Raw genomic sequence first — 17046 nt, 5'->3', positions numbered from 1 at the left:
TCATCATTAATTTTTGATGGAGTTTTTTTGTTTTAATATTTTTGGAACAGTAATTGTATTTTCTTGTATATTGAACCCACTTTTACAGATTAAGATAAAAGTACAATTACCCAATAGATGAAGAAGAAACTACTTATATGTATTACCATACTTGCTGTACAACTTTCTGTTGCTCAAAATAATTCCTCCTTTGGCGATGGAGAGTGGTTTAAGTTCAGAATGAGCTATAGTGGTTGGTTAAAAGCTGGAAATGCCACACTATCTGTCAACGAAACAAAACTAGAAGGGAGAGATGTTTATCATGTTACTGGAAAAGGCTGGACATCAGGAATGATAAAATGGTTTTTCAAAGTAAAAGACAGGTATGAAAGTTATTTTGACACAAAAACATTATTGCCTTATAAGTTTATAAGAGATATAGATGAAGGTGGTCATACCAAAAATTTAGAAATAAAATTTGACCAAGCCAATCAGAAAGCCTATATAAATGATAAAAAGAATAATGTCAACAAAGTATATGATACGTCTCCAAATATTCAAGACATGGTATCGACCTACTATTATTTAAGAAATAAATTGGACGTTGATAAGCTAAAGGTTGGTGATGAAGTAAGAGTAGATATGTTTTTTGACGAAGAAAATTATGGATTTAAACTACAATATCTTGGAGAAGAAACCATAAACACTGATTTTGGTGATATTGAAACTTTAAAATTCAGACCATATGTTATGGCTGGACGTGTTTTTAAAGAAGAAGAAAGTTTGACACTTTGGGTTACAAAAGATAAAAATAAATTACCTTTGCGCATCAAGGCCGATTTAAGAGTTGGTTCGTTAAGAGCTGACCTTGAGGCTTTTAAAGGATTAAAACATCCGTTTAGAATTGTTGTAAAAAATTAATATCGTTGGGAACAGAAACAACAAATCAACTCAAAGAGAAATATCAAAAATTAGGACAAGATTTAGATGTTCATTTAGAAGGGTTATTGTACAGTAAACCAATAACCTATTGGGACTACATTCATACAGATTCTTTATTAAATCTTCAAATACCTAGAACAAATTTGCCAGACGAGATGGTATTTATCATGTATCATCAAATCAATGAATTATTGTTTAAAATGATCCTTGGAGAAATTGAGCAAGTTGCTACCACCGAAAATGTTGATGCTGCAATGTTTTCATCAAAACTGATGCGAATAAGCAGATATTTTGACATGTTAACGTCTTCTTTCAGTATAATGAAAGATGGAATGGATGTTGACCAATACAACAAATTCAGAACCTCATTAACACCTGCAAGTGGTTTTCAAAGCGCGCAATACCGAAAAATCGAATTTGCTTCTACAGAGCTTATTAATTTAATTGACAAACGATTTAGGGAAACAATAGACAGAAATTCATCGTATGAGAATGCCTTTGAACATTTATATTGGCAGGCAGCAGGGAAAGATTATAAAACTGGCAAAAAAAGTTACACATTAACAGTTTTTGAGGAGAAATACAAAGATGAATTTATTAGATTTACGCAATTTTATAACACACACAATTTGTGGACAAAATTTAAAGCTTTGCCACAAGTTGAAAAGGAGAATAAAGAATTAATAAATGCCATGCGCCATTATGATTACACGGTAAACATAAAATGGGTTATGGCACATTATAACACAGCAAATCATTATTTAAACATTGGTGGTAAAACCACCGAAGCAACAGGAGGAAGTGAATGGGTAAAATACATGCATCCAAAATATCAGAGAAGAATATTTTTTCCAGATTTATGGACAGAAGAGGAATTACAAAATTGGGGAACAGAGGTTTAATACTCTTTTTATTGGCACTAAGTTTAGTAGCTTGTAAGAATAATGAAGAGACAAATTTAGACGAATCGTTTCAAGATATTGCAGTTGTAACACCAGATGTTTATGAATTTGGTTTTAATTTAAATGATTACGTTGTTAAGAGAGACACAATACGTAAAGGAGATAGTTTTGGTTTAATTTTAGAAAAAAATAAAATTGACTATACAAAGATTTTTAATATAGCTCAAAAAGCAAAAGATACATTTGATATTAGAAAACTTCAGGTTGGGAAACCTTATACATTATTGTGCTCTAAAGATTCTTTAGAAATTCCTAGATGCTTTATTTATCAACCTAACATTGAAGAGTATGTGGTTGTTAATTTTCAAGATTCCATTCATGCTTACACAAGCAGAAAGCCAATTAAATATGTTGAAAGAGTAGCAACAGGTGTAGTTACTACCAATATTTCAAATGCTTTTGTAGATCAAGGGTTAAGTGTTTTATTAGCTTATAAAATGGCTGATGAAATTTATGCTTGGACCATTGATTTCAACAGACTTCAAAAAGGTGACAGATTTAAAGTTATTTATACCGATAAATATATTGATGATACTATTTATGCAGGTATTCAAAATGTGAAAGCTGCCTATATGGAATATAATAAAGAACCTTTTTATGCCTTTAAATTTGAAACGGATTCTGTTAGAAAATTTACTGATTTTTTCAATGAGGAAGCAAAAAACTTACGACGTGCTTTTTTAAAAGCACCAGTTCAGTTTAGTAGAATATCTTCAAGATACAATTTAAACAGAAGAATTGCCTACTATGGTTTCGCTTTAAGACCTCATAAAGGGACTGATTTTGCTGCTGCAATTGGAACTCCAATTATGGCAACTGCTAACGGAACTGTAATAGAATCTCAATATAAAGGAGGTAATGGTAATTATGTGAAAATAAGACATAATGGAACCTATGAAACACAATATCTTCACATGCAAAAACGAAAAGTTAAGGTTGGTCAGTTCGTTAAGCAAGGTGATGTAATAGGTTGGGTTGGAATGACAGGTAATACTGGTGGGCCACATGTGTGTTATCGTTTCTGGAAAAACAAAAAACAAGTAGATCCATTAAAAGAAAAATTACCAGAATCAGAACCAATCTCAGAAAATCTTAAAGCAAAATACTTTGAATTTATTAAACCTATAAAAGCAAAGTTGGATAGCATTCCTGTTAAAGAAGAAAAGGAAAAAGAAACAATTCAGAATAATTTAATTTCTCAAGTAAAATAATGACACTCCCTAACATAAATCCTACAAAAATCAGTTCATGGAAGCAGCTTCAAGAACATTTTAATACATTACAAAATGTGCACATGAAAGATTTATTTGCTCAAGACAAAGAGAGAGCGAATAAATTAACCATTCAATGGGAAGATTTTTATGTGGATTTTTCAAAAAACAGAATCACTGAAGAAACATTAAAATACTTACTTCAATTAGCTGAAGAAGTTAAGCTAAAAGAAGCTATTGAATGCCAATTTTCTGGAGAAATCATTAATCAAACGGAAGGAAGAGCGGTTCTACATACTGCATTGCGTGCTCCAAAATCGGCTACTTTTATAGTTGATGGTGTAAATGTTATGCCAGAAGTTTATGCAGTTAAACAAAAAATAGAAGCGTTTACTAATGAAGTTGTTAATGGGGTTAGAAAAGGTTTTACAGGTAAAGCATTTACTGATGTTGTAAATATAGGTATTGGTGGTTCCGATTTAGGACCAGCAATGGTAGTTGAAGCATTACAGTTTTATAAAAATCACTTAACCACACATTTCGTAAGTAATGTAGATGGTGATCATGTAAATGAAGTGATTAAAAAGTTAAATCCAGAGACCACGCTTTTTGTAATAGTTTCAAAAACATTTACTACACAAGAAACACTTTCAAATGCCAATACTATTAAAGAGTGGTTTTTAAAATCAGCTTCTGAAGATGCTATTGCTAAACATTTTGTTGCGGTATCTACAAATATTGAAACCGTAAAGAATTTTGGTATAGATGGTTCTAATATTTTCCCAATGTGGGATTGGGTTGGAGGACGATTCTCTCTTTGGAGTGCCGTTGGTTTATCAATAAGTTTAGCTGTTGGATATAAAAATTTTGATAGTTTATTACAAGGAGCTCATAAAATGGACACCCATTTTAAAAATGAAGACTTCAAAAGTAATATTCCAGTAATTTTAGCTTTAATAAGTGTATGGTATAATAACTTTTTTAATGCTGAAAGTGAAGCCATCATTCCATATTCTCAATACCTAAGTCAGTTTGCTACTTACTTACAGCAAGGTATTATGGAAAGCAACGGAAAAAGTGTTGACAGAAATGGGAATACTATAGATTATCAAACAGGAACAATTATTTGGGGAGAACCAGGAACCAATTCTCAACATGCATTTTTCCAATTGATTCATCAAGGTACAAAATTAATACCAGCCGATTTTATTGGTTTTGTTAAGTCGTTACATGGTAATCAAGACCATCAAGACAAATTAATTTCTAACTTTTTAGCACAAACCGAAGCCTTATTAAATGGTAAAACAAAGGAAGAAGTAATTGCAGAAGGAGCCAATGAAACGCTTGTGCCATTTAAAGTATTTTCTGGAAATAAGCCTACTAATACCATTTTTATTAACAAATTGACTCCAGAAAGTTTAGGAAAACTAATAGCTATGTATGAACATAAAATATTTGTTCAAGGCATTATTTGGAATATTTTTAGCTATGACCAATTTGGTGTTGAGTTAGGAAAACAATTAGCTAGTAAAATTTTAAAAGAGTTTAAATCTAATACAATTAATAATCACGATTCTTCAACATCCAATCTTTTAGAATACTACAAAAAATTAACATAGTTTTTATTGATTTCTCAAGAATATTCTTTTTTATAAGATTTTAGTAAAGAACCCATAAGAAAGTGTTGATGATTAGCATGAAATTTGTTAACAATAAGTTAATAAACTATATAATTTTATGCTTATTTTTGCTACACTAATTCAAGTAATTTAATCTTTATTAAAATTATGAAAAAAACTACTCAATTTTTTTTACTGACTGTAGCCCTCATTTTCTCTACAGTTGCAATGGCACAAAGCACTATTACAGGAACGGTAATGGATGCAGATTTAAACGCACCTCTACCTGGTGCAAATATTATTGAAAAAGGAACTACTAATGGAGTATCTACAGACTTCGATGGAAAGTTTTCTTTAACAACACAAGCTACTTCTGGACAAATAGTGGTGTCTTATGTTGGGTATGGAACTGTAACATTATCTTTTAATGGCAGTAAAGATTTTGGTAAAATAACTTTAACTTCTGACAATTCTTTAGATGAAATAGTGGTTGTAGGAGTTGTGGATTTTGCAAAGGATAGAGAAACACCAGTGGCTGTTTCAACTATTAAAGCTGCTGAGATTCAAGAAAAGTTAGGTAGCCAAGAATTACCGGAAATTTTAAATTCTACTCCGTCAATTTACGCAACAAAAACAGGAGGAGGCTTTGGAGATGCAAGAATTAATGTTCGTGGTTTTGACCAAACCAATGTAGCTGTTATGATTAATGGTGTACCCGTTAATGACATGGAAAATGGTGCCGTGTTTTGGTCTAATTGGGCAGGCTTAAGTGATGTGGCTACAGGAATTCAGGTTCAAAGAGGTCTAGGGTCTTCTAAATTAGCAATTTCTTCTGTAGGAGGAACAATAAATGTTGTTACTAAAACTACCGATAGGAAAGAAGGAGGTTCAATTGGTTTTACAACAGGTAATGATAATTACCTTAAAACAGTTGCTTCATATTCAACAGGGAAAATGGAAAACGGTTTTGCAACCTCTATAATTTTGAGTAGAACGGCAGGAGACGGGTATATTCAAGGAACTGAATTTGCTGGATATAATTATTTTTTAGGGTTTGGATACGATAAAGGAAACCATAATTTACAATTAACAGTTACAGGAGCACCTCAAACCCATAATCAAAGAACAGGTAGTTTTTTTAACAGAGCTACTCTTGCCCAATATTTACAATTTGGGATCAAATATAATTACAACCATGGTTATTTAAATGGTAAAGAATTTAATTCAACTAAGAATTTTTATCATAAACCAATTGCCTCTTTAAACTGGGATTATAAAATAAGTGATAGATCTTCATTATCAACTGTATTATATGCTTCTGTAGGTAGAGGAGGAGGAACAGGTGATATCGGTCGATTAGGAGGTAAATTTTTATCTGATTTAGCTTTTAGAGACAGTAACGGATTGGTTATGTGGGATAAGATAGTTGCATCTAACTCAGGTACTGTAACAACATTCTCTAATGGATTCACATATGGTAACACGGTAGATCCTTATACAGGTACTTTCATAGTAAATGATGACAGTATTACACCTACAGGAACAGGAAGCGAATCTTTACCTGGTGTAGCAAGAAGAAACGGTATCATTCGTAGAGCATCAATGAACTCACATAACTGGTTTGGAACCGTTATTAATTTTAACACCGAATTAGATGAAACTTTAACTTTGGATTTTGGTGTGGATTTACGTTCTTATAAGGGAATTCATTACAGAAGAGCAGATAATTTCTTAGGGGCTGATGGATATAGGGATAATGATAATATAAACAATCCTTTCAATGTTATAACACAAGCAAATAGTTCAGATTTAAATGGGTTATGGAATGTTTTCAAAAGTATAGATAATGATGAAAAACTGGACTATTATAATGATGGGAAAGTAAGATGGCTTGGAGCTTTTACACAATTGGAATACAAAAAGGATAAAGTTTCGGCATTTGTTCAAGCCGCCATATCTCAACAAGGGTTCAAAAGGGTTGAGTACTTTTTAGAGACACCTGGTAATCAAGAAACTGATTGGGAAAATATTATTGGAGGTAATGTAAAAGGAGGTTTAAACTATAATTTTGATGATTCTAATAATGTGTTTTTTAATGCGGGGTATTATTCAAAACAACCAAATTTTGACGCCGTTTATATAAACTTCCAAAACTTGTTAAACGATGATTTAAGAAATGAGAAAATATTAGGTTTAGAGTTAGGGTATGGTTTCCGTTCAGAGAACTTTAGAGCAAATATAAACTTGTACAGAACTTCCTGGAAAGATAGATTCATTAATGTTTCTAGTAGTTTTGATGTTAATAACACTCCATCAAACAGGAACGATGATGTACCTGGTAGCGCTAATCTTTTTGGTGTAGAACAAGTACATATGGGTGTTGAAGTTGAGACTGATTTTAAAGTTAATGATTACCTAAGTTTTAATGGAATGCTTTCAGTTGGTAATTGGGAATACAATGGAAATGTAACCGCAGCTTATTTTGATGACAGTAATTCTCCTATAGTTGTAGGAGGTGTAGAGCAAAAAGAAACTTTATATTTAGATGGTGTAAAAGTTGGTGATGCAGCTCAATTTACTTCACAAATAGGTGTAGTTGTTAAACCAGCTAAAGGGTTGACTTTTGATGCCGATTGGAGAAGAGCAGATAATTTATATGCAGATATTAATCCTGTAGATTTTGATTTTGAAGATCATCAAGGATCTCTAAAATTGCCTTCTTATAATTTGGTAGATGCTGGATTATCATATAAAATGATGGTAGGTGCTAATAAAACGAACAGTGTAAATTTAAGATTTAACATGAATAATGTTTTTGATGAAGAGTACATTGCAGAATCAGCTACTAATACATTTGCCAACCCAGGAGATGATACCTATAAAGGAATAAACACTAGTAATAAGGTTTTCTTCGGTTTTGGTAGAACTTGGAATTTTGGAATACGTTATAATTTCTAATATAAATTATTAGTATATAAAAAAAACCGCTTCATTAGAGCGGTTTTTTTATGCTTGAATTTTACGTGTTATTTTAAATGAAGGTATATTTATTTAATTACTACATTTGTAACTTATATTAAAAATAAAAATTACTATATGTATAATACAGTTAAAATTGTTCACTCTTATTGGGCGTACCTTGTCCTAATTGTGTTGATAATAGCAGCAGTAAATGCTATTATTAAAAGTGTTTCAGGAAAAGAATACGAAGCAAAAGATTTTAGAATTTCATTGTTTACCTTAATAGTATCGCACATTCAATTACTTTTAGGTTTATTATTGTATTTTGTTTCTCCAAGGCTAGAATTGTTTAGCGAGTTAGGCATGGGAGGCGTTATGAAAGATGCTGTAAACAGGTTATATTTGGTTGAGCATCCATTAATTAATATTATTGCAGTGGCTTTAATAACTATTGGTTACTCTAAACACAAAAAGAAGCTTACATCAAAATCTAAACTAAAATTGATTGCTATTTTTTATACCATAGCTCTAGTTTTGTTTTTATCAAGAATTCCATGGGCTGTTTGGCCTAATTAAATAAAAAAGGCGACCAATTTGGTCGCCTTTTTTATTTATATAACAGTTTTGTTAATTGTTTATTTCTTTTATTAAGTAAACATATACTGGGAAGTGGTCACTAAACCCATCTGTGAATCCACCATAGCCCCAACTTCTGTAAGGATATCCTTTATATTGTCCGGTTTTTTGAATTAAATAGTTTTCATTAAAAATTCCAGCTTTATAAAATCTGTATGATGAAAAATCTTTATCAAGTAATGGTTTAGTAATCATTATTTGATCAAATAAACTCCATGCATCTCTGTATGCGGTAGTTCCTAAGCCGCTTTTAAAAAAACCTTCAAAAGGATTATATATACCTTTAAATTCTACTTTATCCCTGTCTTTTTGAGCTTTTAAAGCATCTTTTATACTTGCATTGGTTGGGTCATCATTCAAATCTCCCATTATAAAAACTTTAGCATAAGGGTCATTTATCTGAAGGGAATCAACCAAATGTTTACATAATTTAGCAGCAGCTACACGTTTTGGTCTGCTTCTTGCTTCCCCACCACTTCTTGAAGGCCAATGGTTTACAATAACATGAATAAGTTCTCCATCTAAATTACCACTAACTAATAATTGATCTCTTGTGTAAACGCGCTTATTGGTGAGGTCATCAAAAATTTTCAATTCGTGACTGCTTGTTGAAATTGGAGAAAAAAGCTTTTTTTGATAAAGTAACGCAACATCAATACCTCTGGCATCAGGTGATTGGTAATGAATGATTCCGTAATCTTTAGAAATTAAAGAAGAATCATTAACAACATCTTCAAGAACTTCTCGGTTTTCTACTTCAGAAACTCCAATGATTGCAGGTGAATTATGGGCGACATTAGAACCAATATCAGCAATTACACGAGCCATGTTTTTTACTTTCTTTTTGTAAATAGCTGACCTATTGGTTTTTAATTCCATCATAGGGCTTGCTTCATCAAATTTAGTAGGGTCATTTATAGTGTCAAATAAATTTTCTAAATTATAAAACGCTACAGTATGTATTTTATAGGTCTTTTTTTCCTGTGCATTTGCATAAGATAATAAACATAAAAACAATATAAAGAAATGGTGCTTTAATTTTTTCATTAAAAATAAGTTACGTTAACGTTATTTCGATTACAAATCTTATTTCAAAAGTAGATATTTATTATAAATAATGTAAATTTGTGTAGGTTAAATAATTATTATTTATCCAATTTTATTCTTATAAACATGAATTCAAGTATGAAAAAAAGTTTACTTATTTTTTTATTCGGAATTGTTTCAATTTTCACAACCTATGCTCAGCAAACTACCATTAAGGGTAGTGTTAAACAGGCTGTTACTTATGAACCAATTCCAGATGTTACCATTACTATTGAAGAAACAAATCAAACCACTAAAACTAATGCTTTAGGGGAATTTAAATTTTCTAATAATGTTCCCTTAGGAGAACAAGTATTAAAAATATTTAAAGATGGATATGCTGTAAAAAGATATCCTATAATAGTTAATGAAGGTCAAACTGTAAATATTATGGATATGACTTTAGAGTTTGATGTTAAAAGTTCTGCCGATTTATTCACCATTACTTTATCAGACGATGAACTTAATGATGACACTAGTGGTGGATCAGATAACATTTCTGGTTTATTATCATCATCATTAGATGTTTTTCAGCGTACAGCAGCTTTCGAATTTAGCTCTTCATTTTTTAGAGTTAGAGGTTTGGATTCTGAAAACGGTTCGGTTTTAATTAATGGAATTGAAATGAACAAGGTTTATGATGGTCGTCCTCAATGGAGTAATTGGGGAGGTTTAAATGATGTTGTTAGAAATCAAGAATTAACATCTGGACTAACACCTTCTGCTTATAATTTTGGAGGAGTTTTAGGAACAACTAATATGAATACAAGAGCATCAATCTTCCGTGAAGGTGGTCAAGTAACATATTCATCATCTAATAGAAGTTATACTAATCGAGCCATGTTTAGCTATGCTACAGGTTTAATGAAAGATGGTTGGTCTATGGCATTTATGCTATCAAGACGCTGGGGGAATGAAGGCTATCAAGATGCTACGTTTTATGATTCGAATTCCTTTTTTGCTTCTTTAGAGAAAAAATTTGGGAAAAAGCATAGTTTGAATTTTACTTCTATTTATAGTCCCAACAGAAGGGGTAAATCATCATCAAACACCCAAGAAGTTTATGATTTAAAAGGTATAAAGTATAATGAATATTGGGGTTGGCAAGATGGTGATAAACGAAATTCTCGTGTAAAAGAGGTAGAAGAACCTATTTTAATGTTAAATCATTACTGGGATATTTCTAGCAAAACAAGCTTAAATACAAACATAGGGTACCAATTTGGTAAAATTGGCAATAGTCGTTTAGATTATTCAGGAGGAGGAAACCCAAGTCCAGCATATTATCAAAACTTACCTAGTTATTTTTTAGCTGATAGTAATGGACCTGATTACGCAGGTGCCTATCAAGCTGAACAAAACTTTTTAAATGATGGACAAATTGGTTGGGATAGAATTTATGACGCAAATATTACAAACAATATAAATGGTATAACAGCAGCTTATGCATTATATGAGGATAGAAGCGATGATAAACAATGGACATTTAATACTATTTTAAATTCAGAATTAAATGATAATATTATTTTAAATGCCTCAGTTAATTACAAAAAATTAAATTCTGAAAATTTTGGTGAAATTATAGATGTATTAGGTTCAAATGTAGGTGTTTTAAATGTAGATTCGTTTGATAATTATCAATATGATAGTCAAAACCCAGATAGAGTTTTAAGCAAAGGCGATAAATACAGATACAACTATAATTTATATGCTAATATTGTTTCAGGATATGCCCAAGCCCAATTTAAATATAACAAAATAGACTTTTATCTTTCGGGTAGTTTAACAAACACTCAATATCAAAGAGAAGGTTTATGGGAGCATAGTAGGTTTCCTGGTGACTTATCTTATGGAAAAGGTAAAGAACTAACATTTACAGGTGTTGGTGGTAAAGCCGGATTTACTTATAAAATAACAGGAAAACATTTAATTGATGTGAATGCTGGTTACATAACAAGAGCACCTTCTTTACGTAACACGTATTCAAACTCAAGAGAAAATCAAAGTTTTGTAAAAAATATTAGTGAAGAAAAAGTAAGTGCCATTGATGCAAGTTATATTTTCCGTTCCACTCTAGTAAAAGCTAAATTAACTGGCTATTATTCTAAAGTAGAAGATGCCAACGAAGTTGGTTTTTATTATGCAGACGGTTTAAGTGGAGATGATATTGCAGATAACGACACCTCTGCTTTTGTTCAAGAAGTTTTACAAGGAATTAATAAAAAAAATATAGGAGCAGAATTAGGTATTGAAGCACAAGTAACTCCAACTATTAAATTAAAAGGAGCAGCATCTGTGGGTCAATTTACTTATGATAATAATCCAGATTTGTATTTAACTTCATCAAGTTTTACATCACAAAATGGTTCAATATCTTATGGAAAAGCTAATTTAAAAGATTACAAAATAGCGGGTGGCCCACAAAGGGCTTACTCTGTAGGTTTTGAGTATCGCGATCCAGATTACTGGTGGTTTGCAGCAACGGCAAACTTTTTCTCTAATGCCTATTTAGATATGAATGCTTTAACAAGAACTAAAAACTTTTATTTAGATGCAGACGGATTGCCATTTAATGATTATGATGAAACCATTGCCAAAGATTTATTAAAACAAGAAAAATTTGACGATTATATGGTTGTTAACCTTGTTGGAGGGAAATCTTGGAAAATTGGAGACAAATATGTAGGGTTTATTGCGAGTATTGGAAATCTTTTTGATAAAGAATACAAAACAGGAGGATACGAGCAAGGTAGAAACGCAAACTATAGAGAGTTATTACAAGATGTAAATAGCCCTATACGAAGATTTGGTTCAAAATATTGGTATGGACGTGGAGCAAATTATTTTGTAAATGTTTACCTAAGATTTTAAAAAAAAGAAATTAAGAAAAATATAAAAACATAGTATTATGAAAAATATAAAAAGAATTTTAATGTTAATGGTTGCCGTAGTAGCTAGTTTTACTATCGCATCATGTGTTCAAGATGATGATTTTGTTGTACCAAGTAGTTTGGGAATCGAAGAGAATTCAAGACTAAAAACGTTATTAGATGGTGCAACAGAAGTATCAATGGCTGATGTTAAGGCCATGTATCAAGAAGGTGATTTTATTGAAGCTATTGATACAGATATATATGTAAAAGGGTATGTATCTTCATCAGATCAAGCAGGTAATTTTTTCAAAGAATTTTTCATTCAAGATAGTCCTACAAATCCAACAATTGCTTTAAAAGTAATATTAAATCAAGTTGATACATACAATCAATTCAATTTAGGAAGAGAAGTCTATATAAGCCTAAAAGGATTATATATTGGGGAAGAAAGAGTAGGGAATGGTGTGACTACTATTGGAGGAGGAACAGAAACAGACCAATACGGTACTACTGTTACAAGTTTAAGCCTGAATCAAATTAAATTAAGTGTTTTAAGGTCTGAAAATACAATGGAAATAACACCATTGGTTGTAACGTTTTCTGAAATTACCAAAGCGTATGTTGGTTTGTTGATATCTGTAGAAAATGTTGAGTTTGCCGATAATTTAGCAGGCAAACGCTATTTTGATCCAACTCAAGATTATGATACTCAAAGAACTTTACAAGCATGTGGAGGCTTTAACTATACACAATTTAGTTTAGAAACAAGTGCCTTTGCAAGTTTTCAAAATGAACTATTGCCAACAGGAAATGGAACTATTACGGCAGTTGTTAGTAAAACTTTTGATGGAAGCAGCTTAATATTAGCCTTAAACACAACAGATGATGTAAATTTTACAAACTCTCGTTGCTCATTACTTGATCCTAATGATTTCACAACTCTTTTTGAAGAAGATTTTCAATCTGCAACCAACAACACAAATTTAAATTTTGTTGGATGGACTAATTTTGCAGAAGCGGGTTCGTGGGTTTGGAGAGAAAAAGTATTTTCAGGAAATGGTTATACAGAATTTAGTACATTTAATTCAGGAAGCCCTTCAAACATTGCTTGGTTGGTAACACCTGGATTTGATATGGATGCTCAAGACAATGAATTTTTAAACTTTAAGACGGCTCAACATCATTTAGAATCTCCAGATAATACTCTAGAAATATTTGTTTCAACTGATTATGACGGAACAAATGTTTTAGCTGCCACTTGGGAACCAATTTCCGCTACTCTTGCTTCGCAAAGCAATAGTTGGTATGAGTTTATTGATTCTGGTTTAATTGATTTATCATCTTACACAGGAACTTTATATGTAGCCTTTAAAGTGGTTGGTTCTGGTACCGATACCACACTTGATGGTGCATACCAAGTAGATGATTTTAGTATTATTGCTTCAAACTAAGCTTGTTAAATTTATACCCATAAAAACCCACCAATTTGGTGGGTTTTTTAGTAATTCTTTTGTAAAGTGGCATACACAGGAAAATGGTCACTATAACCTCCTTGATATTTTTTTCCTATATAAGTCCTGAAAGGTTTCCCTTTGTATTTACCATTAAAAAGCTTTAAAAAATCGTCATCAAAAATGTTGGCTTCTGCATAACTAAAGGTGTTAGGTATTGTTTCAAAAAAGTTCTTGGTGAACATAATTTGGTCAAATAAATTCCATTTATAATCATGTGATGTAGAACCTCTTGAATATGAAAATAATGATAGCATAGGATTAAATAAATCTTGATTTTTAATTAAATGCTGAATACTTTCATTTGTAGGATCGTCATTAAAATCACCAATTACAATAATTTTTGAATTTGCATTTTCAGATTTTAGGGCATTAATAATTTCAATAACTTTATTAGAAGCAGCTAAACGTTTAGCCTCTGTTTCATTAGCGCCTTCGCGTCTTGATGACCAATGATTCACAATGACATGAATTTCTTCTTCTTCAAGCAAACCTGTTACCAAAAGAATATCTCTTGTATAATCTGGCAAGCCTTCTTCATTATATAGTTGAACAGAAAAAGTCTCAGAATGGGTTACTTTAAAACAAGTAGTGTCATACAACAAAGCAACATCTATTCCACGTTCATCTAAGGAATCATAATGCACAAAACCATAATGGCATTCACTTAAATGTTTTGAAGCTATAAGGTCTTTTATAACGGTATCATTTTCTACTTCAGCCAAACCAATAATAGCCGGATGCTTATCAGTTTCTTTAAAGCCTATACTCGAAATAGCAAAACCTAATTTTCTTAGTTTATTTTGATAACGTTTATAAGTCCATTTTTTTGTAGTAATAGGTAAAAAATCATTGTCATTTGTTTTCGGATCATCTTTGATGTCAAACAGGTTTTCAAGATTGTAAAATGCAATGGTATGTGTATTATGTTTTAATATGTTATTGTCAAAAGAATCATCCATAAACTCAAAATTATCGTTAAAAATATAAAAATTAAAATGGTTGCAATTATGTAACTTTGTGCATTATTTTATTTTATGTTAGAATCAAAAGAAATAAGCTTAGAAAAGGCTGTATTAATAGGTATTGTTACAAAAGACCAAGATGAAATTAAATCTAAAGAGTATTTAGATGAATTGGAATTTTTAACATATACAGCTGGAGGAGAAGTTGTAAAACGATTTACTCAGAAAATGGATATGCCTAATTCCAGAACATTTTTAGGAACAGGTAAAATTGAAGAAGTTGAGCGTTTTATTAAAGATAATGACATAGGAACAGCAATTTTTGATGATGAACTTTCAGCAGCTCAAGAACGAAATATTAGTAAAATTCTTAATTGCAAGGTGTTAGACCGAACCAATTTAATCCTAGATATTTTTGCACAACGTGCTCAAACAAGCTATGCCAGAACACAAGTCGAGTTAGCCCAATGTGAATATTTATTGCCAAGGTTGCGAGGTATGTGGACGCATCTTGAACGTCAAAAAGGGGGTATTGGTATGCGTGGTCCTGGTGAGACAGAAATTGAAACAGACCGACGTATTGTGCGTGATAAAATAGCGTTGCTTAAGGAGCGTATTAAAATTATTGATAAACAAATGTCTGTTCAACGTGGTAATCGCGGAGCCATGGTACGTGTAGCACTTGTGGGTTATACCAATGTTGGAAAATCTACCTTAATGAATGTAATAAGCAAAAGCGAGGTGTTTGCCGAAAACAAACTATTTGCAACGTTAGATACTACGGTCAGAAAAGTGGTCATTCAAAACTTGCCTTTTTTGCTTTCAGATACGGTAGGATTTATAAGGAAGCTGCCCACACAATTGGTTGAAAGTTTTAAAAGTACTTTAGATGAGGTAAGAGAAGCCGATTTATTACTTCACGTTGTTGACATTTCACATCCTAATTTTGAACAGCACATTGATTCTGTGCATAAAATTTTAGGAGAAATTAAAAGTGCAGATAAGCCAACTATTATGGTATTTAATAAAATTGATGCTTATAAGCCAGAACCGTTAAGTGAAGATGATTTAGAAACAGAACGCACGAAAATGCATTATTCTTTAGATGAATGGAAAAAGACCTGGATGAGTAAAATAGGTAACAATGCTCTATTTATTTCAGCTTTAAATAAGGAGAATTTAGAAGACTTCAAGAAAAGAGTTTATGAAGAAGTAAGGCAAATTCACATCACTCGTTTTCCTTATAATCATTTTTTGTATCCAGATTATGATGAGAATCAAGCATAAAAAAAGAGCTTCTAATTTAGAAGCTCTTTTTATTTTATAATCTTATTAAAACTTATAGTTTAATCCAACAACCCAATAGGTTTGAAGTTTGTTATTAATATTTTCAAAGGTTGGTTCAGGATCACCACTTGTAGCATCAAAATTAATTGCATAATACTTTAAGGCTTCCTGCTTATTACTTCTTAATCCAAAGTCAAATCCAACACCTATCATTTTCCATAAAGTATATCCAAAAGAGTTGTTCCATGTCCAGTTTGATAAATCAGAACTCTTGTAACTTTGAAACATTGACAAGTTTGTTTTAAAGCTTACAGCTTGGATTTGTCTGGTATAATCTACAAGTATTTTTGTTCCATACGACGATTGAAAAATAGCATCTGTTTTACTGAAAACTAAGTTGTAGTTTAATGGATGCACAACAACAACTAAATCTTTAATCGGTGTCCAAGTTCCACCAATACCAGCATCTAAATATCCAGGATTATTAAAATTATTCAAGATGGTTGTTCTGTACTCTGCTAATCCAGAAAAAGCAAAAAATTCACTTAATTTTTGACCATATAAAGAGGTTATGTTGAATACATCTGTTGCTTCTCTCCATCTATTGTTGTCGTTAGGGTTGTCTTTATCATCAAACTTCACCCATGATAAATTCATATTACCAGCATTTCTCCAAAAGAAGGATTTTGTATCAAGATTTGCAAAGGCATTGATTGTAAAACCAATGTTTCCAGATTTATTATTTGGGGCCTTTTGTGCATACCAGTTATTAAAATTAGAAACGCTTCCTCCTACAGTTCCAAAAGCTCCTTTTTTCCAACCAGGAAAGGCATCAATTTTACCTTGCGTTGTATTAACACGATCTTGAGCCACTTTAAGTGAATCTTTTTGAATTGCAAGTGTTGCTTTAAGTTCTTCTAAAGTTTGAGAATAACTAAATGAGATGCTTAAGATGACTGCTTGAGTTAAAAGTAATACCTTTTTCATTTTATGAGAAATAAATATTTAAGTTCG

At 31.5% G+C, this 17046-nt stretch carries 12 protein-coding genes; 9 read left to right on the top strand and 3 right to left on the bottom strand.

Annotated features, from left to right (window positions below; genetic code table 11):
* The first annotated feature begins 117 nt into the window (after window positions 1-117).
* The 6 genes from V8G69_RS01195 (at window position 118) to V8G69_RS01170 (ending at window position 8250) form a co-directional block, all read left to right on the top strand.
* A complete protein-coding gene (locus tag V8G69_RS01195) occupies window positions 118-900 on the top strand; it encodes a DUF3108 domain-containing protein (protein WP_394879861.1) in 783 nt (260 codons plus the stop codon).
* A 5-nt stretch (window positions 901-905) separates the two neighbouring features.
* Window positions 906-1823: a tryptophan 2,3-dioxygenase family protein gene (locus tag V8G69_RS01190; RefSeq protein WP_394879860.1), complete on the top strand. Its 918-nt coding sequence runs from the start codon at window positions 906-908 to the stop codon at window positions 1821-1823.
* Complete coding sequence (locus tag V8G69_RS01185; RefSeq protein WP_394880175.1) at window positions 1781-3094, top strand: peptidoglycan DD-metalloendopeptidase family protein; 1314 nt, start codon at window positions 1781-1783, stop codon at window positions 3092-3094. Before V8G69_RS01190 ends, V8G69_RS01185 begins: the two co-directional genes overlap by 43 nt.
* Complete coding sequence (gene pgi, locus V8G69_RS01180) at window positions 3094-4713, top strand: glucose-6-phosphate isomerase (RefSeq protein WP_394879859.1); 1620 nt, start codon at window positions 3094-3096, stop codon at window positions 4711-4713. The genes V8G69_RS01185 and pgi overlap by 1 nt, the downstream gene beginning before the upstream one ends.
* A gap of 168 nt (window positions 4714-4881) precedes the next feature.
* Complete coding sequence (locus V8G69_RS01175) at window positions 4882-7671, top strand: TonB-dependent receptor (RefSeq protein WP_394879858.1); 2790 nt, start codon at window positions 4882-4884, stop codon at window positions 7669-7671.
* Window positions 7672-7809: 138 nt separating this feature from the next.
* Window positions 7810-8250, top strand: a complete 441-nt coding sequence (locus tag V8G69_RS01170) for a hypothetical protein (protein WP_394879857.1) — start codon at window positions 7810-7812, stop codon at window positions 8248-8250.
* 51 nt (window positions 8251-8301) lie between these two features.
* Here V8G69_RS01170 and V8G69_RS01165 read toward each other — a convergent pair whose 3' ends face one another.
* A complete protein-coding gene (locus V8G69_RS01165) occupies window positions 8302-9357 on the bottom strand; it encodes an endonuclease/exonuclease/phosphatase family protein (RefSeq protein ID WP_394879856.1) in 1056 nt (351 codons plus the stop codon).
* Window positions 9358-9495: 138 nt separating this feature from the next.
* Between V8G69_RS01165 and V8G69_RS01160 the strand changes: the two genes are divergently transcribed.
* Together V8G69_RS01160 and V8G69_RS01155 are read left to right on the top strand one after the other, a co-directional pair.
* The gene (locus tag V8G69_RS01160; RefSeq protein ID WP_394879855.1) at window positions 9496-12267 is read left to right on the top strand and encodes a carboxypeptidase regulatory-like domain-containing protein; all 2772 of its coding nucleotides are present in this window, start codon (window positions 9496-9498) and stop codon (window positions 12265-12267) included.
* 37 nt (window positions 12268-12304) lie between these two features.
* Window positions 12305-13720 carry a DUF5689 domain-containing protein gene (locus tag V8G69_RS01155; RefSeq protein WP_394879854.1) on the top strand — a complete coding sequence of 472 codons (1416 nt, stop codon included), beginning with the start codon at window positions 12305-12307 and terminating at the stop codon, window positions 13718-13720.
* 47 nt (window positions 13721-13767) lie between these two features.
* On the opposite strand, the gene V8G69_RS01150 is transcribed toward V8G69_RS01155, so the two are convergent.
* Window positions 13768-14742 (bottom strand): endonuclease, encoded by a 975-nt coding sequence (locus tag V8G69_RS01150; RefSeq protein ID WP_394879853.1) that lies wholly within the window; start codon window positions 14740-14742, stop codon window positions 13768-13770.
* Window positions 14743-14817: 75 nt separating this feature from the next.
* Between V8G69_RS01150 and hflX the strand changes: the two genes are divergently transcribed.
* Window positions 14818-16032, top strand: a complete 1215-nt coding sequence (gene hflX, locus V8G69_RS01145; RefSeq protein ID WP_394879852.1) for a GTPase HflX — start codon at window positions 14818-14820, stop codon at window positions 16030-16032.
* Between the two features lie 45 nt (window positions 16033-16077).
* Here the strand turns inward: hflX and V8G69_RS01140 are convergent, their stop codons facing one another.
* The gene (locus V8G69_RS01140; RefSeq protein ID WP_394879851.1) at window positions 16078-17019 is read right to left on the bottom strand and encodes a DUF3078 domain-containing protein; all 942 of its coding nucleotides are present in this window, start codon (window positions 17017-17019) and stop codon (window positions 16078-16080) included.
* Window positions 17020-17046 lie beyond the last annotated feature (27 nt).

Source organism: Gaetbulibacter sp. M235, from assembly GCF_043876835.1.
GTDB lineage: Bacteria > Bacteroidota > Bacteroidia > Flavobacteriales > Flavobacteriaceae > Yeosuana.
This window is presented reverse-complemented; position numbering and strand designations above follow the sequence as displayed.

What these genes read in the sequence shown, in the direction of transcription:
- V8G69_RS01195 (WP_394879861.1), top strand. Translation starts at nt 118, where the DNA reads ATGAAGAAGAAACTACTTATATGTATTACCATACTTGCTGTACAACTT.
- hflX (WP_394879852.1), top strand. Translation starts at nt 14,818, where the DNA reads ATGTTAGAATCAAAAGAAATAAGCTTAGAAAAGGCTGTATTAATAGGT.
- V8G69_RS01155 (WP_394879854.1), top strand. Translation starts at nt 12,305, where the DNA reads ATGAAAAATATAAAAAGAATTTTAATGTTAATGGTTGCCGTAGTAGCT.
- V8G69_RS01170 (WP_394879857.1), top strand. Translation starts at nt 7,810, where the DNA reads ATGTATAATACAGTTAAAATTGTTCACTCTTATTGGGCGTACCTTGTC.
- pgi (WP_394879859.1), top strand. Translation starts at nt 3,094, where the DNA reads ATGACACTCCCTAACATAAATCCTACAAAAATCAGTTCATGGAAGCAG.
- V8G69_RS01185 (WP_394880175.1), top strand. Translation starts at nt 1,781, where the DNA reads ATGGACAGAAGAGGAATTACAAAATTGGGGAACAGAGGTTTAATACTC.
- V8G69_RS01160 (WP_394879855.1), top strand. Translation starts at nt 9,496, where the DNA reads ATGAAAAAAAGTTTACTTATTTTTTTATTCGGAATTGTTTCAATTTTC.
- V8G69_RS01165 (WP_394879856.1), bottom strand. Translation starts at nt 9,357, where the DNA reads ATGAAAAAATTAAAGCACCATTTCTTTATATTGTTTTTATGTTTATTA.
- V8G69_RS01140 (WP_394879851.1), bottom strand. Translation starts at nt 17,019, where the DNA reads ATGAAAAAGGTATTACTTTTAACTCAAGCAGTCATCTTAAGCATCTCA.
- V8G69_RS01150 (WP_394879853.1), bottom strand. Translation starts at nt 14,742, where the DNA reads ATGGATGATTCTTTTGACAATAACATATTAAAACATAATACACATACC.
- V8G69_RS01175 (WP_394879858.1), top strand. Translation starts at nt 4,882, where the DNA reads ATGAAAAAAACTACTCAATTTTTTTTACTGACTGTAGCCCTCATTTTC.